General features: G+C 66.3%; 24 protein-coding genes. 4 read left to right on the top strand and 20 right to left on the bottom strand.

Features of this window, described 5'->3' with window-relative positions; translation table 11 throughout:
- The 7 genes from VKV26_12330 to VKV26_12300 all read right to left on the bottom strand — a co-directional run.
- On the bottom strand, positions 1–729 hold a 729-nt coding region (locus tag VKV26_12330), incomplete at its 3' end, for a 6-bladed beta-propeller (GenBank protein ID HLZ70679.1).
- Positions 730–1132: 403 nt separating this feature from the next.
- On the bottom strand, positions 1133–2137 hold the full coding sequence (locus VKV26_12325; GenBank protein HLZ70678.1) for a glycosyltransferase: 1005 nt from the start codon (positions 2135–2137) through the stop codon (positions 1133–1135).
- Positions 2138–2363: 226 nt separating this feature from the next.
- Positions 2364–3875 (bottom strand): oligosaccharide flippase family protein, encoded by a 1512-nt coding sequence (locus VKV26_12320; GenBank protein ID HLZ70677.1) that lies wholly within the window; start codon positions 3873–3875, stop codon positions 2364–2366.
- A gap of 101 nt (positions 3876–3976) precedes the next feature.
- Entirely contained in the window at positions 3977–5437 is a 1461-nt protein-coding gene (locus VKV26_12315) for an O-antigen ligase family protein (GenBank protein ID HLZ70676.1), read from the bottom strand.
- Positions 5434–5580, bottom strand: coding sequence for a hypothetical protein (locus VKV26_12310; GenBank protein ID HLZ70675.1), 147 nt, complete (start codon positions 5578–5580; stop codon positions 5434–5436). Before VKV26_12310 ends, VKV26_12315 begins: the two co-directional genes overlap by 4 nt.
- Positions 5581–5588: 8 nt before the next feature.
- Positions 5589–6278, bottom strand: a complete 690-nt coding sequence (locus VKV26_12305) for a CpsD/CapB family tyrosine-protein kinase (GenBank protein HLZ70674.1) — start codon at positions 6276–6278, stop codon at positions 5589–5591.
- Positions 6279–6554: 276 nt separating this feature from the next.
- Positions 6555–7652, bottom strand: a complete 1098-nt coding sequence (locus VKV26_12300) for a hypothetical protein (protein HLZ70673.1) — start codon at positions 7650–7652, stop codon at positions 6555–6557.
- 205 nt (positions 7653–7857) lie between these two features.
- Here VKV26_12300 and VKV26_12295 point away from each other — a divergent pair, with 205 nt between their 5' ends.
- The 4 genes from VKV26_12295 (at position 7858) to VKV26_12280 (ending at position 12721) form a co-directional block, all read left to right on the top strand.
- The gene (locus VKV26_12295; GenBank protein ID HLZ70672.1) at positions 7858–9174 is read left to right on the top strand and encodes a glycosyltransferase family 4 protein; all 1317 of its coding nucleotides are present in this window, start codon (positions 7858–7860) and stop codon (positions 9172–9174) included.
- Entirely contained in the window at positions 9140–10153 is a 1014-nt protein-coding gene (locus VKV26_12290; GenBank protein ID HLZ70671.1) for a class I SAM-dependent methyltransferase, read from the top strand. The genes VKV26_12295 and VKV26_12290 overlap by 35 nt, the downstream gene beginning before the upstream one ends.
- A 64-nt stretch (positions 10154–10217) precedes the next feature.
- Positions 10218–11543 (top strand): glycosyltransferase family 4 protein, encoded by a 1326-nt coding sequence (locus VKV26_12285; protein HLZ70670.1) that lies wholly within the window; start codon positions 10218–10220, stop codon positions 11541–11543.
- 125 nt (positions 11544–11668) lie between these two features.
- The gene (locus VKV26_12280) at positions 11669–12721 is read left to right on the top strand and encodes a hypothetical protein (GenBank protein HLZ70669.1); all 1053 of its coding nucleotides are present in this window, start codon (positions 11669–11671) and stop codon (positions 12719–12721) included.
- 96 nt (positions 12722–12817) lie between these two features.
- On the opposite strand, the gene VKV26_12275 is transcribed toward VKV26_12280, so the two are convergent.
- From VKV26_12275 to VKV26_12215, 13 genes are all read right to left on the bottom strand, one after another.
- A complete protein-coding gene (locus tag VKV26_12275; GenBank protein HLZ70668.1) occupies positions 12818–13777 on the bottom strand; it encodes a sulfotransferase in 960 nt (319 codons plus the stop codon).
- The gene (gene cysC / locus VKV26_12270; GenBank protein HLZ70667.1) at positions 13770–14393 is read right to left on the bottom strand and encodes an adenylyl-sulfate kinase; all 624 of its coding nucleotides are present in this window, start codon (positions 14391–14393) and stop codon (positions 13770–13772) included. The genes VKV26_12275 and cysC overlap by 8 nt, the downstream gene beginning before the upstream one ends.
- Positions 14390–15640: a sulfate adenylyltransferase gene (sat, locus tag VKV26_12265; GenBank protein HLZ70666.1), complete on the bottom strand. Its 1251-nt coding sequence runs from the start codon at positions 15638–15640 to the stop codon at positions 14390–14392. Before sat ends, cysC begins: the two co-directional genes overlap by 4 nt.
- Positions 15641–15930: 290 nt before the next feature.
- Positions 15931–17124 (bottom strand): DegT/DnrJ/EryC1/StrS family aminotransferase, encoded by a 1194-nt coding sequence (locus VKV26_12260; protein ID HLZ70665.1) that lies wholly within the window; start codon positions 17122–17124, stop codon positions 15931–15933.
- Complete coding sequence (locus VKV26_12255) at positions 17124–17723, bottom strand: acyltransferase (protein HLZ70664.1); 600 nt, start codon at positions 17721–17723, stop codon at positions 17124–17126. Before VKV26_12255 ends, VKV26_12260 begins: the two co-directional genes overlap by 1 nt.
- A 51-nt stretch (positions 17724–17774) precedes the next feature.
- Positions 17775–18734, bottom strand: coding sequence for a glycosyltransferase (locus VKV26_12250; protein HLZ70663.1), 960 nt, complete (start codon positions 18732–18734; stop codon positions 17775–17777).
- Positions 18731–19537 carry a polysaccharide deacetylase family protein gene (locus tag VKV26_12245; GenBank protein ID HLZ70662.1) on the bottom strand — a complete coding sequence of 269 codons (807 nt, stop codon included), beginning with the start codon at positions 19535–19537 and terminating at the stop codon, positions 18731–18733. Before VKV26_12245 ends, VKV26_12250 begins: the two co-directional genes overlap by 4 nt.
- Before the next feature lie 16 nt (positions 19538–19553).
- Entirely contained in the window at positions 19554–20675 is a 1122-nt protein-coding gene (locus VKV26_12240; GenBank protein ID HLZ70661.1) for a DegT/DnrJ/EryC1/StrS family aminotransferase, read from the bottom strand.
- Entirely contained in the window at positions 20672–21646 is a 975-nt protein-coding gene (locus VKV26_12235) for an NAD-dependent epimerase/dehydratase family protein (GenBank protein ID HLZ70660.1), read from the bottom strand. The genes VKV26_12240 and VKV26_12235 overlap by 4 nt, the downstream gene beginning before the upstream one ends.
- Positions 21647–21727: 81 nt before the next feature.
- On the bottom strand, positions 21728–22795 hold the full coding sequence (locus VKV26_12230; protein HLZ70659.1) for a Gfo/Idh/MocA family oxidoreductase: 1068 nt from the start codon (positions 22793–22795) through the stop codon (positions 21728–21730).
- Positions 22796–22941: 146 nt separating this feature from the next.
- The gene (locus VKV26_12225) at positions 22942–23643 is read right to left on the bottom strand and encodes a sugar transferase (protein ID HLZ70658.1); all 702 of its coding nucleotides are present in this window, start codon (positions 23641–23643) and stop codon (positions 22942–22944) included.
- A 148-nt stretch (positions 23644–23791) separates the two neighbouring features.
- Complete coding sequence (locus VKV26_12220) at positions 23792–25171, bottom strand: UDP-glucose/GDP-mannose dehydrogenase family protein (GenBank protein ID HLZ70657.1); 1380 nt, start codon at positions 25169–25171, stop codon at positions 23792–23794.
- Positions 25168–25989 carry a response regulator transcription factor gene (locus VKV26_12215; GenBank protein ID HLZ70656.1) on the bottom strand — a complete coding sequence of 274 codons (822 nt, stop codon included), beginning with the start codon at positions 25987–25989 and terminating at the stop codon, positions 25168–25170. The genes VKV26_12220 and VKV26_12215 overlap by 4 nt, the downstream gene beginning before the upstream one ends.
- Between the last annotated feature and the right edge of the window lie 234 nt (positions 25990–26223).

Genomic DNA, 26223 nt, shown 5'->3' with positions numbered 1-26223 from the left:
CGAACCCGCCCCGTTCGAGCCCAGCGCGTAGATGCTGTTCAGCGAATCCACGCCCAACGCGCCCAGCACCAAAAACTGCCCGCCACCGCGGCCGGCGCTGCCCCATTCGCCGAGATACTGCCCGCGCGTATCAAATTGCTGGATCCGATGTCCCCAGGCATCACCCACGTACACGTGGCCGTGCCGATCGATGGCGATGCCGCCCGCCTCGTGAAACTGTGCTGGCCCCGTGCCGTAGCGGCCAAACTGGCCAAGAAAGCGACCGCTGGCATCGAAAATCTGTACACGCTGCCGCCGATCGGCGTCATCGGTGACGTACACATTGCCCGACGGATCGAGCGCAATCTGTGTTGGAACGCCAAACTCGCCCGGACCGGTGCCTGGCCGGCCCCAGGACAGCAAGAACCTGCCGCGGGCGTCGAACTTCTGCACGCGCGCATTGCCGCCATCGGTCACGTAGAAATTACCTGCCGAGTCCACGGCCATTGCCGTGGGGTGGTCGAACTGTGCAGGGGCGTGTCCATGGCCAAAGAGATGCACACTCAAAAAGGTTCCGTGGCTGCTGAAGCGCTGCAAGCGCCCGGCAGCATCGAGCACGAGCACCGTGCCGCGAGCGTCCACGCCGATGGCGCCGGCGGGTCTCTCCTCCGTACGGAAGTTGAATTGCCCGTTCCCGGAACCGGTGCTTCCCCAGGCGCGGACCAGCCGGCCGTTACGGTCGAACTGCATGAGGCGATTCCTCGCGCCGTCGAGGACGTACACGGCGTCCTGCGGTCCGATCGCGAGGGCGAACGGTTCGACGAGTGGCTCCGCCGCCGTACCCGAGGTTCGCCAGCTGAACAGCACAGGGCCGCGCCCAACCGCACTGCTGGCTCGGTCGTCCGAGAGCGGCGTTGCGGTGTCAAGGCCTGCGGATCCGCCAGTGATCGGGCGATGCGGAACGTCTGGTACCCGCGCACAGCCGATCGTCAGTAACAGCATCGCGGCAAGCGCAAACGACTCGCGGGGAATCCCTATCACTGGCCACTGCCCAGGTGCACGCCGGACACGCTCCCCGAACCTCAGGATCCTTTAAACCACGCCGCTAAACCACGCCGCCGCCGGGCATCCCAGAAGCAGATCGCGTGCATGATCATGATGCTTCACGGCCACGCCTCGCCCGTGCGCCGGCGAGGGCCGCGGCCGCACCCGACCAGATCCGCTCGCCCTGGCCGCTTGCGTCAGCAACCCCCTGCCAGTACTGCACGTTGAACAGGGCACTGCAGGCGAGCCGTTGAAGCGGCGCCATCCGTTCGGGCAATCGTAACGCGAGCAGCGGACGCGCCGCCAGGATGATCAGGCGCTCGCGCCGGGCATGCCCGACGCAGAGTCGGGGAAGCGCACGATTCAAAAGGTGGCGGCGATGCCACTCATCGTACGAGTAGCGCAACACCGCCGGCCGCTCCATTCCGGCCAGCACATCAAAGCGGCCGTATTCTCTCGCTACGCGCAGCCAGCCAGCGAGCGTGCGATCCGGTTCATGCGTGACTACCGCCCGCGGCTCGAAGTGGAAGCATAAGCCGAGCGCCGCCAGGCGGTACGCCAGGTCCACATCCTCGGCCCGCCGGTAGCGCTCGTCGAATCCGCCGGCCCGAATGACATGCCTGCGCCTGACCGATGCATTTGCCGTGTAGAATTGCCGCGGTGTCGGTGTGAACTGTCCCGCGGCCATGGCGCGATACTGCTTTTGCAGCATCAGCGCTTCCCACTCGAGCCAGGGCGGCATCCGCCGTCCGCTGGGCGGCAACATTGGCCCCATCACCACGGCGTCGTCAGAATTCTGATGAATTGCCACGTGATGCGCAATGGTTCCCCGCTCCGGCACCACGTCGTCGTCGAGAAAGAGCACGATCTCGCCATGGGCTAACGTAATTGCATGATTTCGTGCCGAAGCTGGCCCACGATTTGCTTGAACAGCAGCAATCAGCGGGTATGGCGGATGAAACGTATTGATAAACGCGAGTGTATCATCATCCGACCCATCAATCACTACGACAACCTCAAACGAGTGAGGTCGAGCGTATTCCTCGGAGAGACGTTGCAACAAGCGGGATAGACGTGTTCGTCGATTGTGCGTGGGCACAACGATGCTCAACATACCACAGTTCTTTGCTAACGAATCGTTCTTCACCGCTTCGTCTTTCGGTACGATGTGAGATAGTCGTTGCACGAGAATGCGTCAGTGCATCGCGATTCTAGCGATACTTGTGCTCTCGGATATTCATCAGTCAGCTTGCTCCACGTGACCAACCATTTGGGCAAATACTGTGCCGTTCGGTGTCAGACACGTGCCGGATCGTCCATCCTTGCGGGACTGCAGGTGTCTACCCGCCGCCGTCAGAGTTCGTAGCGGGCAGTGTGTCAGGAAGCGGCGTGAGGAACGGTTGGGATCGTTCTGAGGCGCGAAGAGCATGCGCAAGCTGCCGTACCGAGGCGTCACGGAGTTCGCGCAGTGCAGCAGCTGGCACGAGACGCAGTACCCAGATGCTCGCGGCGTACACGACGGCGCCAGCGGCAATTGCCAGTGGCACAGACCAGTGTAGTGCAAGACTAGCCGCGGCAGCCAGGACGATGGCGCAGAGCACAAGCTTGCCCGCCTGTTTGATGCACGTCCGATCGAACACACCTTGCGGCAGCAGCATGACTGCGCCTGCCAGCATAATGATCTCGGTGATGACTTCGACTACCGCTGCCCCTGCCGCGGGATTCCCCGTCAGGTGGCCAGACAATGGCACAGCGATCAGGTTTGAACCGATGTTGAAGATCGCCGCGCCGATCGCGACCTTGAGCCAGTGACGCTCGCGGCCGAGGGCGAAGAGCGCCGTGCCGAGGAGGGTATCGACGGCGACCAGCGGGTAGGCGATCGTGAGCGTCATGATCAGCACACGGCTATGCTCGAACTCCGCTGGCCAGTGGAGCAACCCAGGAACGGCGGGGGCCAGCGCGAAGATTCCCGCGCTTGCCGGCACCGCCAGCAGCGCTGCGGCAAAGACCGTGCGGCGAAGGGTCCGCCGAAATTCGCTCGAATCATGCACCGTGCGGCTCAACGCGGGAAACAGGGGCGTGTTAATCAGCGTCGGTATGAAGGCGGGGATCGCAATGATACGGTAGGCTGCCGCAAGCCAGCCCGCCGCGCTGCTGCCCGCCAGCGCGGCGACGATCACGATATCGATCTGCGCCCGCACAATGATGGTCACGTCCCAGCCGAGGAATGGAAACCCGCCATGAGCAAGCCGGCGGATTCCGGCCGGTGACAGAGCCCGCCGGGTAAACTTGAGTCCGGCCCAGCGCCAGGCGACGATCGTCACCCCGATCGTGCCGAGCACATTTGCCGCGGCGAACGGCGTGACGCCGCCCCCCGCGATCAGCACCGCGATACCGGCCCAGGTGCTCACCACCACGCCGCCGGCGATACACCAGGCGTAGCGCGCGTGCCGTTCCTGGCCCTGCAGCAGCGACGTCATCAGCCCGAGGCAGTTGGCTGCCACGCTGCCCACGAGCAGCACCCGCAGCAGCCCGACATGTTCGGAGAAGACGCCGAGCCTGGGCAGAAGCAGGTCAGTCGCCGCGGCCGCCAGCAGGCTAACGGCGCCAACGTAACCGATTGCAAGGCTGACCAACTCCATCGCTATGCTGGGTCGCCGAGCGACCTCGCGTGTCAGGTACCCTGGAACGCCCATTGCTGAGAGCGCCTTCACGAGGCCGGTCACCGTCAGCGCGACGGCGAGGACGCCGAGTTCTCGTGCTCCGAGATAGTGAGGCAAGAGGGCGGCCAGCACGAAGCTGCTGATCCAGGTCAGCGGCTGCGTGCCGATCAACATCAGGGCTCCGCGCATAACGCTGGCCGAGGGCGAGTGATACGGCCCAGCGCCACTCCGAGCCGGGACACTCTCGGCTGGTACCGCCGTCGCGGCAGGGGTCGGAGACACCTTGAAGCTCACGCGCTCTCCTCGGCCGACTTGCGGCCCCATACGCCGATCACGCCCAGGGCCAGTCCGAGGAAGGCGCAGAGTCGCACGCTGGTGAGACCGATGTCCACGTAGCTGTAGATCGGAACCATCAGCAGCCCGCTCACCAGCGCGGCGATGAACGGCGCCGACTCGCTGCGGCTGCGTTGCTTAAGGAGTTGCACACCGCGGGCAATGCCAACGCCGATCAGCGTGAGGAAGGCGACGAAGCCCGCCGGTCCCGTCTTCAGCCAGAGCCACAACATGGCGTTATGGGGAACGTAGTGCCAGAAGGGCCACCAGCTCAGGTCGGGCAACGGGATATAGAAGACGTACGGTTGCCCGAAGCCGAGGCCCGTGAGGGGGTGCGCATGAATGTTTTGGCGCACGTCTCCTGTCTCCGTCTGGCGGTAGAGATTTGAGGACAGATCGCGGCCTTCGGGGTCGCTGATCGAGCGCACGGCCCGCGCCGGCTCCGCCAGCGCGCCCTGCGCGTTCCAGAAGGTGACCAGGTAGCCGCAGTAGATCAGCGCCAGCGGCAGCACCAACAGATAAAAGTGGGCGCGGCGCAGGCGGAACATGAAGACGGCCAGCAGAATCAGCGCAACGTCCAGTCCGACCCAGCCGGCGCGGCGTCCGGTCAGCATCTCCGCCCAGAGGATAATCGGCACCATGAGCACCCAGAGGCGCTGCCGCGGCCGCGCCGGCCAGATCAGGCGAGCCAGCAAGAGCACCACGGTGAAGTTCATGAAGACCGGCGTCTCGTGCCCGAAGGCGAGGTCGGTGGTGTCGGCGGCCGCGCCAGGCAGCACGGTGAACCGCCGCACGATAATCTCGACGCTCAGCACGACCACGGCCACGGCCATGACGCTGAGGAACCGCTCCGTTTGCGCCCGCGTCTCCAGAACGGCGGGAATGAGCAGCGCGATCGTGACGCCAACGACGAGGTTGCGCATCTCCCACAGCGCCTTGTTCGCGCTGCCGCCGCCGCGGCCCACGCCCCAGAGCACACTCAGCACGAGCAGCGCCAGGAATACCAGCAGCGGCCCGAGCAGTTGGGCGCGCGGTGGCGCCCGCCGATCCAGTACGGCGCGTCCGAGCACGGCCAGCGCGGTCAGCGCGACCAGCGCCTCGACCGGCGTGAAGACGAGGAAGGAGAGGGGACTCCAACTGCTGACGTCCGACTGCGCGATCCAGCCGACCGTCATCACGGGGTCGATCGTGATCGGCTCGAGGGCGACGGCCAGCAGCACCGCCAGATAGAGCCCGACGCGGGGCCGCCAGAGCGTGAGTGCGCCGCCCAGTACCGCCGCCATGACCGCCAGCGCGTACTGCTGCAGGACCAGCGTGGCCGCGACCGCAGCGAGCGAGGCAACCACCAGCGCCGCGCCCGGCAGCAGCCGCGGCGGCAGCGATGAGAGTGGGCGTGGCGCCCGAGCGGTTGCAATCACGTCATGAACCGTCGTGTGAAGAAATAGAGCGCCGTGGTCAGCAGCGCGCCGGCGAGCACCACGGCGTACAGCCGGCGATCGAGCCTATCGCTGAACAGGCCGACGCCAACCACCGCAAACAGATAGATCAGCAACAGTCGCATGTGCCGTCCTACGCCTGCATCAGGCGGCGTACCAGGTCGGGCAGTGCCGGCCGCACGCGATTGAGCAGCACGCCGTAGACGTTCGCGCCCTGGAGCAGCCCCATGGCTTGTTCGACGGCCCGCACGTCGGTGTTGCCGGTGCGCACGACAAACAGGGTGCCCTCGCTTAGCTGAGCCAGGACCGCGGCGTCGCTGCTGTAGAGCACGGCCGGCAGATCCAGGATCACGAAGGGGAAGCGCTCACGGGCCTCGTCGATCAGGCGCTGCATCCGTTGCGAGCGGAGCAGCCGGGACGGTTGGTCGGGTACCGACCCTCCCGGCAGAATCCAGAGATTGGGAATGGCGCTTTGGTGCAGCCCAAACTCGAGCTCGTCGTTCCACTCCAGCAGCCGGCTCAGGCCGGCGACGCTGCCCAGGCCCAGATCCGTGCGCAGTCGCGGCTGCCAGAGGTCGCATTCGATCACCAGCACGTCGCAGCTATGGTCGCGTGCCATCACCGTCCCGAGTGCGACCGATACCGAGGTTTTGCCTTCGCGCGGGACAGCGCTGCTGACCGAGAGGACGTGGCCGGGTCCCTCGGGGACCTGAGTCCAGCCGATCTGCGTGCAGAGATGACGCAGCGTTCGCTCGATCTCCCCATAGCCGAACCGATCCCACGTCTCCGCGGGACCCTCGATTCGCTCGGGCCGCGCCGGCATGTCTCGAAACGCGGGTTCGGCGAGTGCGAGGCGCTCGGCCTTAGCGCGAGGTTTCCAGGGTGCTCGGAGCACTCGCAGCATCAGGTATGTTCCTCTCTAGATCGCTGAATACGGGGTACTGTGCAGGAGCTGACGGCGTTTGTTGAGCGGCGGATCTCCCCCTGCGCGTGTGATATACCGGCCCATCGCAGTCGCAAACATTGGCTTTACTACTGTTCCGGAATCTCCGCACCTGCGCGTACGGTAGCGACTAATCGCCGTACCAGAAATCGGTCGCTAGATATCGCCGTTACGCCTCACGATCGTGCATGCCGGCGCTACCAGGCGAAGTCGCACAACATCGTGTGTCTTGCGCCGCCACAACCACCGCCGCGCGCGCAGCGCGTGCGCCCGGCGCTTGAACGGCCAGCGGAAACCACGCAGCTCACCAATCTCGCCAAGCACGGGCACCGCCAGCGCACCTGCAAAGTCGTACGAGCCACGAGCCGTCCGGTCGGTCAGCACAAGGAAGACCGCCGCCACCAAACTCAGCAGTAGTCCGAGGGTCAGGGCGATCGCCGGCAGCTTGTAGATGTCTACCCGCTTGGTCGGCACGGGCAACTGTGGACGCTGGGGCTGGTCGACCACGGTAAGGGTGAACGGAACACCCGCCTGGCCGGCCGCGGCGTCCTGCTGCAGCTGGCCCTGCTGCTTTTGCAGACCGTCGAGACTCTGCTGCGCCGCCGCGAGTTGGTCCACGAGCTTGGCGAAGTTGGGATCGCGCTCCAACGGCGAGAGGGTGCTATCCACGGACTTGCTGGTGAGCTGCGGGTGCGCGGTCAGATAGGCGCTGAGATCGTTCTGCGCCTTGGTCAGCGCGTCTTGCGCCTGCTTGGTCGCGTCGGTGTTGATCGTCAGTGCGGCCGAGGCCTGCGCCGAGCGCTGTGCCGCCAATGAGGCCTGAAAGTTGTCGAGCATACCTTGCATAATCTCGAAGGCGAGGTCGGGATCGTTCATCGTCACCGAGACGCTCATGAAGCTGTTGCCGCTCGGCGCCACGGCGACCGCGCGACCGAGCTGTGTCAGCGCCGCATCTTCGCTCGCGGGCGTCGCCAACTGCGGAGCCAGCCGCGTCTCCTTGAGGACCGCGATCGCGAAGCCGCGGGTGTGGATGAAGTCGTTCAGCAGCTGGGCCTGGTTGATCGCGGGCGTCGCGCCCAGACGGTCGTCGATGAACAGCGGACGATACTGGTCGACCCAGATTCCCGCCGTGACGCGCCACTTTGGCGCCGGCGTGCGCCGGGCGAGCAGCACGGCGATCGGTGCGATGAGCACCAGCGGCAGCAGGATCAGAAACTTGTGCTTGAACAGGACTTCCATCGCGTGCTGCCGCATCGAGTTCACTCCTCGGGCCTGCGCCGCCCAGCGATTGATCTTCGGCCTTCACCCTATCGGGGCAGAGGTTGAGAATCCGTCTTCCCGCGGTTCAGGCCAGGTGAAGAGACGAGAGAGCCAGGTTGCGGGGGCCGCGGCGCGCAGGCACTGCCTGCACCGCTCCTCTACCGGCTTGCGGCGCCACCTTCACCGTGGCGTATCTACTATGGGTTTCGGCGGTCGGCACGATACCTACGCTGAGAACTACGGTAGGGCCGGCCGTCCCAGCATCGCCACCTTGCAATCGGGTATCGAAGGAGCCGTGATGTCGGTTGGCGCTCCTCGTCCGAGCGGCAGTGGCGCGGCGGTCACGGCGGGCAGGGTGACACAAACTCGGCAACCCTCGGCGCCGCGCGTTCTCTTTCTCGGCACCCTCTATGCCGGCCATCGCACGCGGTTTCTCAACCTGCAAGCCAATACGCGGCTCGATCAGCGGATCCGTCCAACGTATCGCACGGTCACTGGCTGGCGTGAGCGGGGTCTGATTGAGCGGCTGACGTGGATCCCGCGTGCGGTTCGCGGCCGGGCGCGCGCCGTGCTCGAGGCCGCACCGTTCGCGACGTTGCCGCGTCCGGATGTCCTCTGGACATCGTCAGCCGAGGTTGTGCTGCCCCATCTGTGGGCGCAGGCCGGCCCGTTGCGCCGGCCGCTGATCCTGGACCTGGATTGCACCGCGCTTCAGCTCGATGATCTCGCGCCAACGTACTACGGCCGTACCAGCCGGCGCGGCGTCGCCCGCGCAGTGCTGGAGCGCCGCGAGCAGGCGCTGTGGCACTTCGTCACGCTCTTCACGCCCTGGTCGACCTGGGCGGCCGACGATTTGCGACGACGCGGCGTGCCGGACGACCGCATCCGCGTGCTGCCGCCGGGCGTGGACTTGGACACCTGGACTCCGCGCACGGCGCGCGCCACGACCACCGGCAGCCCACTGCGCCTGCTGTTTGTCGGCGCCGACTTTGAGCGCAAAGGCGGGCCGCTGCTGCTCGAGGCGCTCCGTGCGCCGCTCGACGTTGAGCTGGAGCTGGACATCGTGACCCGCAGTCCGGTTCCCGCCGCACCGGGCATCCGCGTCCACCAGGCCGAACCCAACTCGGACGCGTTGCGTGAGCTGTACGCCAGGGCCGACCTGTTCGTGCTGCCGACGCGAGCCGAATGCTTCGGCATTGCCACCGTAGAAGCGATGGCCTCCGGCCTGCCGGTGATCGTTTCCGACCTCGGCGGGGCGAGTGACATCGTGAGCGCTGGGCAAACCGGCTGGCTGATCAGACCGGCGATGTCCGATCTGGTGGCAGCCCTGCGCCAGGCGGCGGCATCGCGCGATCGGTTGCAACAGATGGGCAGGCAAGCTCGCCAGGTGGCGGAGCAGCGCTTCGATGGCGGCAGCAACGACGCCCGCATCGTGAGCTGGTTGATCGAGCTCTGGCAGCAATTCCGGCAGAGGAAAAGTGATGTCTCCGCAAACATACATGCCGTACGAGATTGACCGTACAAAGCAGGGACTGCACCCCGATCCGCTGGATCCCGCGCAGCCGCGGCCCGACCGGGCGAGCTGGACACCGCGCCGGCGGCGGGCATATGCGAGCGAGGCGATGCAGCAGTTCCGTTCGGGATTGATGCTGGAATCTTTCACGGACGTGCGGGGCGCCGTGCTCGACGATCTCAGCGTCTACTTCGGTCTGGAGCCGGAGGAGTGCGCGCAGCGGTGCATCAACTGGGAAGCGTGGAGCGTGGCCGAGTGGCAGCGGCGCTCACGCGACTCTTCGGCGGCGCTGGCCGAGTTCTATCACTCCACGCAGTCATGGGCGTTTGACCTGCTCTGGTACGCCTATCTTCAGGCCGAGGGGTATGCCTACCCGGTCAGCGTGGCGATCGCCGGCACTGTCCCTGCCAAAGGCGCAGGGAGACGGCACCTCGACTTCGGCTCAGGGGTGGGGACGACGAGCCAGCTCTTCCGCCGGCTCGGCTATGAGACGGACCTGGCCGACATCTCGACCTCGCTGCTCGCTTTCGCCAAGTTTCGGCACCGGCGGCGGGGCGAAAACCACCGCTACATCGATCTCAATCGCGAAACGCTGGAGCCTGGGCGCTACGATGTGATCACCGCGGTGGATACGCTGGTGCACGTGCCCGATCTCCCGGCGACCGCGCGAATGTTGCACCGCGCCCTGAAGCCCGGCGGCGTGCTGTTCGCCAACTTCGACACGCGCCCGCAGACGCCGGAGAACGCCTGGCACCTGTACACCGATGACTTGCCGCTGCGCTGGCACTTGCACCGCGCCGGCTTCGAGCCCAGGGAGCAGATCGATAGCTGTGCACACCGTTATAGCTACGTTCCGAGTCACGGGCCTGCGCACGTGCTGCGCGGAACGCGAGACTGGCTGCTTCTGCGAAGCCCGTTACGTCCGAGTTATCGCATGCTGCGAGCAAGAGCGCGGCGCATGAGGAGCGAGCGGCGAGCCTGATAGACCCTTGAGTCCCTGCTTTGGTCGGCGCTCTGGCGTCATTGAGCGCAGGGGATCCGCTTGAATGAAATCGGCCGGAGGAGCACTCTACCTGATGGTCCACAATAAGGAACATGTTAGACTGAAATCGATCAATCGTGTGATGTTTGTGCTAAATCCACTGGCCATAGGAGGCATGGAAACACTATGTTTGTATTTGGCGGATGAATACCGCAGGCGTGGTATCCAGGTTGGCGTCGTTATTCCTGAATCGGACTATCTGGATCCTCTGGCAGATATGTTCAGTAACTGCGATGTTGCTGTTACTCGGTTGGATACTGATCCGCGCAGCGGTAGATGGGTGCAGTTCTTACATCTCAGCAAATTGGCCATCAACTTGCACAAGTGGCATCCTGACGTGGTTCACCTGCACACTGGAGCATATGGAGGGGTCGGTGTTGCGGTGGTCACGCGTATCTTGAGCAATGCGACAGTCGTGGTCACAGAGCACGACATACCTGTTCCCCGTCCACCAATCTACGATAGGATTGGTAGATACCTATTGGATCGATTGGTTCATGCACTGGTATCGGTATCGAGACGTAACGCTGGTCTCCGGCGTCGTCGATTAAGAAATGTTACTTCTCGTACCGCAACAGTACTCAACGGCACACCACTGCGCGTCGTGACTTCGGCCGAATCTCTCGAGAATAGGACCAGGATTCGCCGTGAGCTGGGGATCGGCGACCAGACGGTAGTGATAGGCAGTCTGGTACGACTCGCTCCGGGCAAAGGCCTGCACGACCTCATTCAGGCATTTGCACGGCTGAAGCAGCGCGATTGCAGGCTCGTGATCGTTGGTGATGGTGAACTGCGAGACGAGCTGCAAGATTTGGTCCGCCGTCTCGATATCTGCGCATCTGTCCACATTCCAGGCTTCCATCCTGATCCTGCGCCCTTCCTCGATGCGTTCGATGTCTTTGTGCTGGCCGTGCCCAGTGGCTCGATGTCCATCGCCCTGCTTGAGGCGATGGACCGCGGCCTGCCGCCGGTCATCACCTTTGGCGGGCCAGAAGAGGCGGTGATTCCCGAGGTCACCGGACTTGTCGCTCCCCCGAGCGACCCCGCGGGGCTTGCCCAGGCGCTGCAGCGCCTGGTCGATGATCCGGCACTGCGGCGGCGTCTCGGCGCGGCAGCAGCAGAGCACGTTCGCTGTCACTATTCGATCGGCCGCGTGGCAGACGACTTGTTAGAGCTGTATGCGGGAGCGCGTGCCGGTCGGATTCCAGCGCGACTGCGTTCCGACGGGCCGCCGGATCCCTTCCCGGGACGGCGTCGGTCGCAGCAGGCCGCCTCCCTCACCGCGCAAACAGCGGATACACACGCAAACGCAATGGGGCCACTCGACTGAGGCAGGCCAACGGTTCGATACTCCACAACGGGGCGGGCTGCCGCGGCGTGATGTTGCCCAACGCAAGCCACATTAGCTCTCCGGTACAATGTCACAACCCCCGAAAGCGCGTGAGGAGTGCGAGGTTGGCCCGCATCATCTTCGGCCCACCCGCTGATGACGGGCGGCGGCATCTCCGCGGCGTGGTAGCGCGGTTGTTGCCGGTAGTCCTTGGCGTCTGCCTGGTCGTTGCCTGCAGCGGGTCGAAGACGCCGAAGCCCGTGGCGACAACCGGCACCGCGGCGCCGGCAGCGACGACGCCGGCGGCGGTGGCGCGGCCAACCGTCCGCGTGCTTACCATTCCGACGGCCGGCGCCGGCAGCGGCGGGACGGCGCCCACGCGGACGGCAACTCCGCCCAGCGCCGCCACGCCGCAACCAAGCGCAACGCCCGCGCCCGCCGGGCCCTGCCAGGCCGATCGGGAAGCGGTGCGCACGCTGGCCGATCCCGACGGTGCGCTCGTCAGCCTGAACCCGGCGGCAACGCGGATCGGCGACCTGGCGCGCCAGACGCCGCCTCGGCTGCTCGGCGATCTTCCCGGACGCAGCCGCGTCGCTCCACTGGAGTTGCAAACCTATGCGTTCACCGCCAACGTCTCCGGCGCTCAGCTCCTGGCAAACGGCGCGATTCAGGTCAGCCTGGTCGATCCGCAGGATGCCGCGGCGAAGCTGACGATCGAGCTGCCCGATCCGGCGGGACCGTGCGCCAAGTTCACGGAGCTTGGCGCGCTTGGCCGGATGAAGGCGGCGCGCGACGCCTTCGTGGCCGCCTTCGGGCAGCCGCCTGAAGGCGGCGTCAAATCCCTTTCGGGCAGCGTCCAGGTTGCCGGCACCGGCTTCTTCAGCACCGGCGCCAGCCAGCAGCGCTTCGGCGCTACGGCCGTGGAACTTGCCCCGGTGATCAGCTTTCAGGTGGCCGGGGCGCCGCCGCAACCGACGCCCACGACTCCGGCCGCGGCCGGGGGGCACACCTGGTATACGAGCGGCGCGGAGTTTACCGGCCTCTATTACTGTGATGACGACCCAGGCTGGAAACAGATCCCGGCCACAGCCCTGCGGGCGTACGCCTCCGTGGACGCCGTGAAGAACGCCAACCCCGTCAAGCGCCTCAACAAGTCCTGCGCCGACAGCAGCCACTGAACGCAGCGACAGGACGATAAGCCGCCGACCCGCATCGCCGAGGGTGCGCACAGCGAGCGGCGCGAGGGCACAGCATCCGCCGGACGGGCGATCGGTTCAGGCGGTGCGCCAGGCGGTGAGGTCGCGATCCAGCAACCGTTCGAGACGGCTGATCTCCTCCGCGAAGCTACCGATCAGCTCACGGCGGAGGGAATTCGGCAGCTCGGGGCGCCTCAGGTTGCGGCGCACGATTGCCCACTTCAGCTTCTGGCGCGGACCGGCGGGGAGGGCGATCCTGGCGAGACGTGCGGCCCGCCCGTCGCGCAGCAGCAGCCGGTGCAGGCGATGGTGCTTCGGCACATAAGACACATTCGGTCGTGCGGACGTATCGGGCACAAAGGCAGGATCGACGCCGATGAAGGCAAAGATGTCCTGGATCACCGTGAGGGGCGTGGCAAGAAAGTCATCGTACAGGTAGATGCGAAGCTGTTCGCGAGGAAAGATCGCCAGAAAACGCTCCAGCTGCTCTGCGTACCGGCCCATCGCCCGGTAGTGCCAGATCGGCTCCCAGCCGGCGGCGATCCTCCGCGGCTCGGCCTGCAGCGCCCTGGCGAATTCGGTTTCTGGCTCCCGCGCGTCGCGGTGCAGCATGGCGAAGGCCGAGAATGCCCGGTCAAGCGGATGGCGCAGCACGGCGATCAGCCGTGCCTCCGGCAGCATGCCGCGGATGCGATCCGGCACTTCCGGCCGGTACAGGTACCACGGAGAGGCCTCGCCGATCGCCTTTGCGCCGGCCGCCGCGGCGAAGAGCGACAGATACTCCGTCTGCGAAACGATTCGGCATTCGTCCAGCGCGCGCTCGTCACCCGGGCCGGAGAAGTGCAGCCGCTCGCCGCAAAAGACGAAGTAGTTCGTCTCCTTGACGGGACTCACGTACACCTCTGGATGTTGGCCCAGTTGACTGTAGATGGCATCCGTCCCGGCCTTCGCCGCGCCAAGCACGAGAAAGGTGGGGGTGACGGGCATGGTTGCAGCGGGCGGCCGAGAGGCCGCGGGCGCGGCCAGTCGATCAGACATGCCTATCCATACCCCCTGCCGCCACGCGATGCGTCAGATCGCCGCTCATCATGGGCTCGCGAAGGTGTCCGTTCTGGGAAGACGGCAGGGCAAGGAGGCTGCGTGCGCGAAGGCAATCAAGGATCGTCTCCACGCTCTCCTGCACGGACTGCCTCGCCGTGCGGCAGATAGCCTCCGGCGCAAGCGGCGGCTCGTACGGATCATCGATGCCGGTGAAATGCGCAATCTCGCCGGCGCGCGCGCGCCGATACAAGCCCTTCACATCCCGCTGTTCGCACACGTCGAGGGGTGCATCCACATACACCTCGATGAAATCGGCGATGCGGGCGCGGACCTCCGATCGTGCCTCGCGATAGGGCGAAATCGCCGCGACGATGGCGAAGACGCCGTGGCGCGTTAACAGCTCAGCGACGAAGCCGATACGGCGGATGTTCTCGTCCCGGTCTTCCTTGCTGAACCCCAGCCCCTTGCACAGACGTTCGCGCATCACGTCGCCGTCGAGGCACTCGACTCGCCGGCCGTGAGCGCGCAGCGCCGTCACCAGGGCCTGCGCGATGGTACTCTTTCCAGCTCCGCTGAGCCCGGTGAGCCACACCGTTGCGCTTCGCTCCGTCATCGCGCCACCTCGCTTGCCGCCTGGGCGTAGGCATCGGCCAGTATGCGGGCCACCTCGGGCCGTGTGAAGCGCTCGGGCAGCTGCTCGCCGCGCTGCAACATGCCGCGCACGGCCGTCCCGGAGAGGTGGACGTGCTCGGAGCGGTCGTGGGGGCAGGTCTTGGCGGTCGCCATCTGCGCACAGACGGTGCAGTAGAAGGCGTGCTCGAGTTTTACCGGGGTGATGCCCAGCTCCGCCGGAGCAAACTGGGCGAAGATCTCCTGCGCCGCGTAGGTGCCGTAGTAGTTGCCAACGCCCGCATGGTCCCGGCCGACGATGAAGTGCGTGCAGCCGTAGTTCTTGCGGGCGAGCGCGTGGAGGATCGCCTCGCGCGGACCGGCGTAACGCATGGCGGCGGGAAACACACCGAGCAGCGTCCGCTGCGCCGGGTAGTAGCGTTCGAGGATGACCTGATAGCTCTGCATACGCACCGCCGCGGGCACGTCATCGTCCTTCGTAGCGCCAACGAGCGGATTCACGAACAGGCCATCGACCGCTTCCAGCGCCGTCTTTTGCAGGTATTCGTGTGCGCGATGAATCGGGTTGCGCGTTTGGAAGGCGACGATGCTGCGCCAGCCGCGTCGCCTGAACTCGGCGCGGGTCTGGCTCGGGGTAAGACGCAGGTCCGCGAACTCTCGGGCGGGCAGCCGATCGATGAGCGAAATCGGACCGCCAAGATAGAGTCCGCCTCGGCCCATCAACGCAGCAACGCCGGGGTGGTCCGTGTCCGCCGTGCCGTAGACCTGCACCGCCTCTTCATGGAGGTCAACGGCGAAGCGGTCATCGACACGCATCAGCGCCAGCGGCTGGGAACGCCAGGTCAAGGCAATCTGACTGCCGGCAGAGATTCCCTCCGCCGCGTCCTGCGCGATGGAGAGCGTGATGGGGATCGACCACGGCAGACCGTTGGCAAGCCGCATCTCGCTCAATACGGAGCGATAATCCGCTGCGCCCATGAAGCCGCTGAGCGGAGAGTAGACGCCGGTGGCGATGCACTCCAGGTCGGCAAAGGCTCTGAGGTCAAGCTCTATATGGCGGAGGCCGGGCAACGCCGCGCGTGCGGCGAGCAGTGGTTCACCGACGAGCTGGCGGTCAACCAGCGTGCCGCCGTGCGGCGCGATCAGCTCCGAGGCGCCAGATCGCTCGCCGGTTTCGACGGCGCCGTTGGGGTGGAGCTCAGCGGCGGTGACTTGCGCCGGCAGGGACATCGCAGCGCACCTCGTGATCAAGCTCATACGTACCTGTCACTCACCTTATCCATTGCGGTGCACGGAACTGGTGCGCCGTGCGTGCGGTTCGAGTGGAGAGGCTGGGAACTGATGGCTGGCACGCGTGAAGGCACCTGAGCCGCGCCGGGGTGGTTCGGGCCACGGCGCGATCGGGCGCGCTGCGGCCAATGCGGGCTCATGCGACGATGTCGTCCATGCCCGTCAGGTCGTTCCGGCGGATGTAGGCCCAAAGCTGCCGCAGCCGTCGCCACATGCGTTTCGCTCCAAGCTCACACCCGAGCGGGCAGGGAGGATGGCCGGCGCGGTGCGGCGCCCTCCTGGCCGTGCGGGCGCCGCGCCGCTTCCGGCTGCGCCGCCGTCTCGAAGAAGGAGCGCACGGCCGCGCAGGTGCGCGCGATCTGCGCGTCGCTCAGTTCGGGATACATCGGCAGCGAGAGCATGCGCCGGGCAGCACGCTCGGCGTTCGGGAAGTCGCCGGCATGGCCGCCAAGCGCCGCGTACGCCTCCTGGAGGTGGATGGGCACGGGATAGTGAATGCCCGTCGCGATGCCGGCGTCGGTCAGGTGTTGCTGCAACGCGTCGCGCCGCTCCGTTTCCACGATGAACAGGTGGTAGATATGCGTCGACCACGTCGCGCAGACCGGCAGCGCAAGGTCGCCGACATCGGCGAGCTGCCGGCGGTACGCGGCGGCGTGCGCGGCGCGCTCGCCGTTCCAGGCGTCCAGATGGGGCAGCTTCACCCGCAGGATGGCGGCCTGCAGTGTATCGAGCCGGGCATTCAGACCCGGTTCGACATGGACGTACTTCGCCGTTTGGCCGTTGTCGCGCAGCCGGCGAATTCGCTCTGCCAGGTACGCATCGCCGGTCGTCACCGCCCCGCCGTCGCCGTAGGCGCCCAGGTTCTTGCTCGGGTAGAAGCTGAAACAGCCGATATCTCCCAGCGACCCGCAGCCACGCCCCTGATACCGCGTGCCGTGCGCCTGGGCAGCGTCCTCGATCACCGCGACACCGGCGCTACGGGCGATGCCGAGAATCGGGTCCATGTCGGCTGCCTGGCCGGCGAGGTGCACGGGGATGATCGCCCGCGTGCGCGGCGTCAATGCCGCCGGCAACAGCCGCGGGTCGAGCGTGTAGGTTCCGGGTTCGCAGTCGATCAGCACCGGGCGCGCGCCGACGGAACTGACCGCGAGCGCCGTGGCGATGTAGGTATTCGCCGGCACGATCACCTCGTCGCCCGGCCCGATGTCGAGCGCCAGCAAAGCCAGCCGCAGGGCGTCCAGGCCGTTACTGACGCCAACGGCGTGCCCCACATCGAGGTACCGCGCGAACTCGGCCTCGAAGGCGCCGACGTCCTGGCCGAGCACGAAGTCGCAGCGGCTCAGCACCGCGGCGATCGCGTGCTCGACTTCCGCGGCGATGCGCCGCTGCTGCGCCGCGAGATCCACGAAGGGGATCCGCTCCATCACGCCGTTACCTCGCTCTCGGACTCGCAGGCAAGCCCGGCAGCGCTCAACCGGTAGCGCAGACCGCAGGCGGCACAGGCAGCCCGATCGTGCGCAAGCGCGAGCGACTGCCCGCAGCGGCAGACCCAGCCTCGCCGCCGCGCCGGATTGCCGTAGACCAGCGCGTGCGCTGGAACATCGCGTGTGACCACGGCGCCCGCGCCAACCATCGCGAAGGCGCCGATCCGGACGCCGGCGACGACAACGGCGCGGGCGCCGAGCGAAGCGCCCGCCTCAACGATGGTCGATACCAACCAGTCGCGCTGCGGCGCGACGGCGGTGACAGCCTCCGTGCGGGCGGAGCGCGGGCGGCGATCGTTGGTGAAGGTGACGCCCGGGCCGATGAACGCGCCGTCGCCGATCGTCACGCCGTCCCAGATCAGGCAGCCGTTCTTCACCGTGACGCCGTCGCCGATGCGGCTGCCGCCCTCGATGAAGGTGTGGTCGCCGATGTTGCAGTTGCGGCCGATCCGCGCACCCGGGAGTACGTGAACGAACGCCCAGACGCGCGTGCCGGCGCCGATGTACTCCGATTCCACCAGCGCCGTTGCATGGACCATGGTCTCTTCCACAGACTCCTCCGGCCGAGCCGCGTCAGCGCGGCGGCAGGCTCACTCGGCCGCCGCTGTCCGCCGCCGCGGTCGCTTTATCAGCGCGCCAAACGTCGACCACAGGGCACCGGGACGTGGCAGATCGCGCAGGGCGTGGAGCGGCGCAATACGCAGCGCCCGCGTCAGCTCCCGTGCGGCAGCGCGTCGTTCGTTCGCATGCGCGTGTTCCAGGGCGCTCCACAGAGAGATGCCATAGTACCAACCGCAGTGCCGCAGGTAGCAGCGCGCCAGGTACGGGAGCGAGGGCCGGCGGCTACTCGCCCGGCGCACGTTGTTGAGAAAGACCCGCCGTGTGTACGGCCAGCGCCGCCAGCGCAGATCGTCGTCGGCCGTGACCGGCCGCTGGCGGAAGAGCACGCAGGGCACCGGCACAAAGCCAACCAGGTGCTTCAAGGCGATGCGGAGCTGCCAGTCCCAATCCTCGTCGCTCAGCAACGTCTCATCGAGCTCGCCGACCGTCTCGCGCACGGAAGCACGTGCCACGAGCGCACCGATTTGCGGCATCTGCGCGAACAGGTCGTGCAGCACGTCGCCGTCGCCCGCAAGCCGCACCGGCCCCGGGCCGTAGAGCGGTGTTCGCTGCTCGTCAGTGCACTGGGCCTGGCCCAGCACGGCGGCGAGCTCTGGCCGCCGCGAGAGCAGCGCCAGCTGGGGCCGCAGGTGTTCAGCCAGCCAGACGTCGTCGTCGTCGAGGAAGGCGAGGAATTCGCCGCTGGCGGCACGCAGGCCGGCGTTGCGCGCCGCGCTTGCTCCCAGGCGTTCCGCGCGCACGCAGCGGGCGCCGAATTCGCGAGCGACCGCGCCCGTCTCCGGATTCGCGCCGTTGTCCGCGACGATAACTTCAAGCGCCAGATCCGGTCCCTCCAGGGCGCGAATGCTGCCCAGCGCTTCGCGCAGCAGCGCCGGGCGGTCGCGGGTCGGTACGATTACCGAGACCAGTGGTGGCGCCGGCAGGCTCACACCCACTCCTCCCACGTGTCGAACGCGCCTCGCAGCGCGGCATTGAACAGACGTTTGCCGTCAAAGCGCGTGATGAACGTGCGGGCGACCGTGCCGGCCGGGCGTGTCTCCCCGGCCTGGGCGTACACCAGCTCGTAGCCGGCCGCCTCCGCTGTGGCCTGTGCCGTGGCGTTCCAGTTGTCAGACTGTCCAAGCGGGATAGCGAAGCTTTGCGGCACGATGCCGAGCCGCTGCTCGATCACCTGCCGCGACTGCTCCAGCTCAACGACCGTGCGGTGTTCGTCGAGCCGGCCGAAGTTCGGGTGCGTCACCGAATGGCTGCCGATCGCGGCCCCCTGCCCCGCCAACCGCTCGATCGCGGCCCAGTCGAGGAAGGTGCCGCGCTCAAAGTCATGCCTTCCCTCTGCCCAGTCCGTGACGACGAAGAGGGTCCAGGGAACGCGCACGCTCGCGAGCAGCGGTGCGGCGTTGCGCTCGACGCTCGCCAGGTTGTCGTCGAAGGTAAGCGCCACGTCGCGCGGGCCCGCCTGGCCGCGCGCGATCGCCTCGGCGGGCACGATGCGGCAGCCGGCGTCGAGCAGCCAGTGCAGGTGCTGCGCGAAGCGGCGCGGGCTGACATCGTTCACACCCCAGGCGGGCGTCCCGACCGAGTGATAGCAGAGGATGCGCCCACTCGCGGCCGTCCGGGAGCGGGGCACCGCCGCCAGCAGCGCCCGTTCACAGCACATCCGCGCGGCCGCGACATGGTGGCGACGGAGCCCTGTCCGTCGCGTGAGCCGCTTGAGCACTAACCTGGTCGACATGCCTGCTCTCCGGCTATCAGCGCAGCGCCGTGCGTAACGCTGCCACGACCGCGTCCTGTTCGTCCCCGGTCATGCCGACGTAGAGGGGGAGCAAGAGCGTTTCCGCCGCCGCGCGTTCCGTCTCCGGCAGGCACAGATCGGGCGTTTGTTGGCGGTAGTACGGTTCGAGGTGAATCGCCATGACGCCGCGGCGCGTGGCGATGCCCTTGCCGGCCAGCTCTGTCATGATCCGCGCGCGCGGCCGGCCGCCGCGCAGGCGCACGCAATACGATTGATACGTGTGCCGCCGGTCCGCCGGCTCAGCCGGGGTCTCGAGCCGCGCTTCGCCGGCGAAGGCGGCGCGGTAGCGTTCGGCCAGCCGCCGGCGCTCGCCGAGGATCTGCTCCAGCTTCTGTAACTGCACCAGCCCGACCGCGGCCTGCATGTCGGTCATCCGGCAGTTGAAACCCAGCTCCTCGTACGTCTCCAGCTCAATGCTGCCGGACCGGTGGCGGGCCAGGTCGGAGGTCGAGGCCGCGTGCGAGCGCAGGCGACGCAGGCGATCCGCGGCCTCGGTGTTGTCGGTCGTGATCACGCCGCCCTCGCCCGTGGTGATGCTCTTGCGCGGGTGAAAACTGAAGCAGGTGAACGACGCGAGGCTCCCGACCCGCGCTTCTCCCACCGTCGCACCAAGCGCGGGCGCCGCATCCTCCACGATCGGCAGACCGTGGCGTTCCGCGATCTCGCGGATCGCGGCCATATCGGCCGCCAGCCCGATCTGATCCACCGGCATGAGCGCCGCGGTTCGGGCGGTGATCGCCGCTTCCAGCTGCCCGGGATCGACGGTGTACGTTGCCGGATCGATGTCGACAAAGACCGGCGTTGCGCCGGCATGAACAATCGCATTGGCGGTGGCGATGAAGCTGAAGGAGGGGCAGATCACCTCGTCGCCGGGACGCACGCCGGCCGCGAGCAGGGCCAGGTGCAGGGCTGTCGTGCAGTTGCTGGTTGCCACCGCGCACCGCGCGCCGACATAGCGCGCCAACTCCACTTCGAAGGCCTGCACGCGGGGGCCCTGCGAAAGCCAGCCCGAACGCACAACCTCGGCCGCCGCCGCCGCTTCTTCCTCGCCGACCCATGGCCGGGTGATGGGGATCATGGCACGGCCGCCAGGGCGCCGGGCGCAATGCCCTCGAACCAATGGACAAGCGAGCGCAGTCCCTCACGCAGGCCGATACTCGTCTCGAAGCCGATGCGCTCGTGCGCCAGCGAGACCGACGCCTGTCTGCGGCTGACCGGGTTCACCTTCCGCGGCGCCTGGAACTCCGGCTCTATCTCCGGCCGTTCCATCGCCTCGCAGAGCAAGCCACACAGGGCGCGGAGACTGGTCTCCGTGCCGGAGCCAACATTCAGCACGACGTCGCTTGCCGGGGAAACTGCCGCGAGCAGGTACGCGCGCGCCACGTCCTCCACGTGCACGAAGTCCATGGTCTGGGTGCCATCGCCGAAGATCACCGGCCGCTCGCCGCGGGAAAGCCGTTCGAGCCAGCGGATCATCACCTCGGTGTAGACGCCGTAGATGTCCATCCGGGGGCCGTACACGTTGAACGGGCGCAGAGCCACGTAGTCGAGCGCATACATCTCGTAATAGGCCCGCAGCAGTTGCTCGTTGGCGATCTTGGCGGCGCCGTAGAGCGTGCGGTTGTTGAACGGGTGGATCTCATCCATGGGTAGGTAGCTCGCCTCGCCGTAGACGGAGGCGCTTGAAGCCGCAAGGATCTTCTGCACCCGCGACTCTCGTGCCGCGTCGAGCACGTTCTGCAGCCCGTGAACCATCACCTGGATCGCCCGCACCGGTTCCTCGGCGCAGTGCGTAATGCGCAGCGCCGCCTGGTGGAAGATGAGGTCAACCTCGCGGGTTGCCTCGAAGATCAGCTCGCGGTCGCAAATGTCGCCCTGCAGCACGGTGACGCGCCCGCCGGCGATCGCCGCGTCAAGGTTCTCCCAGCGACCGCGGACGAAGTCATCCACGACGACAACCCGCGAAGCGCCGGCCGCCAACAACTGATCGGTGATGTAAGAACCCACCAGCCCGGCGCCACCGGTAACCAGAGCCCGCACGCCAGTCAGATCACCCATCGCTTGTTTCCTTGGATTCTTGAACGGTCCGCACCGCGCCGCGAACCGCCGGCGCCTTTGTGCTCGCGGCGATCAACGGGAGAGGACCTGCGGCCGCCCGTCGTCTCGCAGCGATTGCTCGGCTGCCGCCAGCAGCCGGACCACGCGGAGACCGGCTTCGCCGTCGCTCTGGGGCGTCGATCCGCTGCGCACGCAATCGATGAAGTGGGCGCACTCGACCTCAAGCGCCTCGGTCTGGTCGAGCCGTGGCGCGTACATGTCGCCCAGGCGGTAGGCCACGTTCACCGTGCGGCGCAGGTCCGAGGGATCGTTCGTCCACAGCACGCCGCGGTCGTACACCTTCACTTTTTCCGTGGGTTCGATGTCGTCGTACAGCACCATGCGGCGATTGCCGCCGATCAGCACCTGCCGCACCTTTACTGGAGAGAGCCAATTGACATGAAAGTGGGCGATCAGGTTGTTGTCGAACTGCAGTGTGAGATAGGCCACATCGGCAACGCCTCCCGGAAAGTGCGCAGCGGCGAGAGCGCTGATTCGTTGTGCCTTGGCCGGGACAATGTAGTCGATAATGGATAGATCATGAGCCGCCAGATCCCACACGACGCTGACGTCTTGTTGAAAAGCTCCGAGGCTCACCCGAACCGAGTCGTAATAGTAGAGATCTCCCAGTTCTTCCGTGGCGACCAGTTGCTTGATACGCTGCACGGCTCCGGTATAGATAAACGTGTGATCGACCATGAGTGTCAGACGCCTTTGGCAGGCCAGGTCGACCAGCATCTCCGCGTCTGCCACCGATGCGGTCATCGGCTTTTCAATGAGGACGTGCTTTCCGGCCAGCAATGCCTGGCGGGCCAGGGTTGCATGCGATGAAACAGGGGTCGCGATCGCGACGGCCTCAACCGCCGGATCGGCAAGCATGTCGCTGAAATCGGTCGTCAGCGCGACGCTCGGATAGCGGCGGGCGATCGTTTGCAGCCGCTGCGGCTGCTGATCGCACACGGCGACAACGCGCGCATCGCCGAGCTGGGCAAAGTTCCTGATGAGGTTGGGACCCCAGTAGCCGGCGCCCACAACGGCCACGCCCACGCCCTGCGCCGGCTCGCTCGTCACTCGTTCCGGGCTGCCCAGTACCGTCGTCACGCGTGGCACCTCCACCGATGCGGCTGCATTGCTCTTCGAGCGGGGTAGCGCTGCAGATGCCGATCGTGAAGCCATATCCTTTTCCCCCGCGGCGTGGTCCAGTTCCCCACGCTCACCGTCACCGGTATCGATGGCCGGACGCCGATTCAGTAGGCGCCGTCGGTGCGGATAACCGCGACCACCGTGAGCAGCAGGATCTTCAGATCCAGCCAGAGCGACCACCGCTCGATGTACTGAAAATCCAGCTTGACCATCTCTGAGAAGCGCACGTTGCTGCGGCCGCTCACCTGCCAGAGACCGGTCATGCCCGGCTTCACCGCCAGGCGGCCGTGTTGCCAGGCTTCGTAGCGCGCCGCTTCCTTCGGCACCGGCGGCCGAGGCCCAACCAGGCTCATCTCGCCACGCAGGACATTCCACAGTTGGGGCAGCTCGTCCAGGCTCGTCTTGCGGATGAACCGTCCGACCCGCGTCAGGCGCGGATCGTGTTTCATCTTGAAGATCGGGCCATCCGCCTCGTTCAGGGCGTCCAGTTCTGCCTGGCGCGCTTCGGCGTCGGCCACCATGCTGCGAAACTTCAGAAAGCTGAAGAAACGACCATCCTTGCCCAGCCGCGTTTGGCGAAAGAGGATCGGGCCGCGGCTGTCCAGCTTGATCGCCAGAGCGATGGCCAACAGCAGCGGCGCCAGCACGATCAGCAGGATCGACGCGCCGACGACATCCATCGCTCGCTTGGCCGGACGCTGCCACCCATTCCAACTCGCCGCGTGGCACAGTTGCGGAACCTCGGCCGGCGTGTCGCGGGATACCGCTTCGCCATCCGTGGTTGCTGTCCCCAGTCGGATCGCCATCGCCTGCTACCTCATCCCCACTTCACCGCCGGCCACACCCAGGGGTGTCGCGGACCGATGATCCATCGCTTTCTGCCCATCAGCGCTGGCGCCAGCCTCACTTCAGGACCCATCCCGGCGAACGTGCCGCGTGCGCACCGTGCCGCCGTTAGGCGGGCATCGAGGCGAACGTCGGCTCGCTTGCGTTCGGCCGCCCGCCGTAGGCGAATTCGTCGGCCCGCTCCTCCACGGCCAGCGCTGCCGGGCGCCCGATCCCGGCGTACGTGAAGCCGCTCTGCCGCATCACCGTCGGCTCGAAGAGATTGCGTCCGTCTATCACCAGCGGCGAGCGCATCAACCGGCGCAGCGTGCCGAAGTTGAGCCGCCGAAACTCCTCCCACTCGGTGACGAGCACCAAGGCATCCGCGTCCCGCGCTCCCGCGTAGGCGTCGGCGCAAAGCTCGATGTCGGGCAACTCCCGGCGGGCCCGCTCCAGCGCCACCGGATCGTAGGCGCGAATGTGGCACCCCTCCTGGCGCAGCAGCTCGATCAGGTCGACGGAGGGTGCGTTGCGGAGGTCATCGGTGTTCGGTTTGAATGAGAGCCCGAGCAGCGTGATCGTCCGCCCCTCCAGCGAACCGAGATAGTGCTTCAGCTTCTGGATCACGCCCAAACGCTGGTCATGGTTGATCTCCACCACCGCGCGCAACAGTTGCGGATGCGATCCGCTTGCCGCCGCCATGTGGATAAGTGCGCGCACGTCCTTCGGAAAGCAGGAGCCGCCCCAACCGATGCCGGCGTTGAGGAACTGGGGGCCGATCCGCTGATCATAGCCCATTCCCCGCGCGACCTCGGTGACATCCGCACCGAGTCGTTCACAAACGGCGGCAATCTCATTGATGAAGGAGATACGGGTAGCAAGATACGCGTTCGAAGCGTATTTGATCATTTCTGCGGTGCGAATGTCCGTGATCAGTATCGGGCAGTCCAGCGGACCGTAGAGCGCGGCGACACGCCGAGCCGCCTCAGGATCGCGCGAGCCCAGCACGAGTCGATCCGGATGGCGGAAATCGTGTACGGCGGAGCCTTCGCGCAGGAATTCTGGATTCGACACCACGCTGAATGGAACACGAGTGCACTGAGCGATCAGGAACGCTACGAGATCGCCGGTGCCGATCGGCACGGTGCTCTTGTTGACGATGACCGTATCAGCACTCAGCAGTGGCCCCAGGTCGCGTGCCGCAGCCCTCACTGCCATCAAGTCTGCCTGGCCTTCGGCGCTTGATGGCGTATTGACGGCGATGAACACTGCCTCCGCACCGGGGATGGCGTCGGCATAATTATGCGTAAAGCGGATGCGACCGCTGGAACGCACCTGCACGAGCAGCTCGTCCAAACCAGGTTCGTAGAACGGCGAATCGCCGGCCCGGAGCTGCTGGACCTTGGCGGTATCGGTGTCCAGGCAGACGACGTCGTGTCCCCGTTCAGCCAGACAGGCGCCGGTGACAAGGCCGACGTATCCCGCCCCAATAACACAGATACGAGTCATGGTTTCGCTCTCCCCAGAGGCTGCAAATCAACCACCACCGCACCGTCCAGCCCCGCCATCGACTTCCTGTCTATTTCCGGCGAACGGTGCATCTCCACGTCTCGTTGTTCGGCTGGTCGGATCACTTGTCTGTTCATTAATCCGTAGCCGTAGCGCGGAAACGATCGAATCTCGATGAGTGTTCCACCAACCACCGATAACTTGTGACGGAGGCGCGAAATGTGCACTTTTAAGCTACGGCGTTCGCTGGCCGATGAGTCTGCCAGCGCGTATCGTGCGAGCTCGTCGGCGGGCGCGATGGTCTCAGCGCGCTCCATGAGGTATTCGAGGATACGAAACTCTGTTCGCGTCAGAGTCAGCGGTTGGTGGTTCTTCTGAACGGACATCCGCGGGCGATCGAGCACCAGGTCGCCGAAGATGACCTGGACGCTGTCGTGTCTCCGTGGTGTGGACGGCGACTGCACGCTTCGCCGCAGCAGCGCCTCGATTCGCAGCTGCAACTGCCGAATACCAAATGGCTTAATGATGCAGTCGTCGGCCCCGCTTTCATAGCCGCGAATCAACTCTTGCTCATCCAGGGGACGAAGGAACAAGACGACGGGAATCGCCGAGCTCAGGCGGATCAGCCGGCATACATCGAAACCGCTCAGCGTGGGCAGGTCCCCGTCGAGCAGCGCCACATCGTGGCGGCCGTTCAGCCAGAGCATGAGCGCGTCAACGCCATCGGCGGCGGTCTGCACCTCGTGCCCAAGCCACTCCAGGCCGTAGCCTGCGATGCCCCGCAGTGCCGTGTCGCCACTGGCAAACAGGACCTTCATGGGTTGCTCTCCGTCAACGCAGCGCCGGTGCCGGCAGCCGGCGACCGTGGTAGACAGAAGCGGTGCGCCGGCTCCAATGGTTACGGTATGGCTAAGGGCATCGCCGTTCGGGTGGGGCGGCCGTGAAGACTTGGTGGAGAAAACGGCGCTGGCGAGAGCGGGCCGGCATTGAACCGCATTCGGCCGGCCGCGGGCCGTGGAGGCCGGCGCTGGCCCTCAGCGCACTCTCGGCCA

This window comes from Dehalococcoidia bacterium (genome assembly GCA_035310145.1).
Classification (GTDB): domain Bacteria; phylum Chloroflexota; class Dehalococcoidia; order CAUJGQ01; family CAUJGQ01; genus CALFMN01.
Note: the sequence above shows the minus strand (reverse complement) of the source record. Positions and strands in the feature narration are given on the sequence as shown.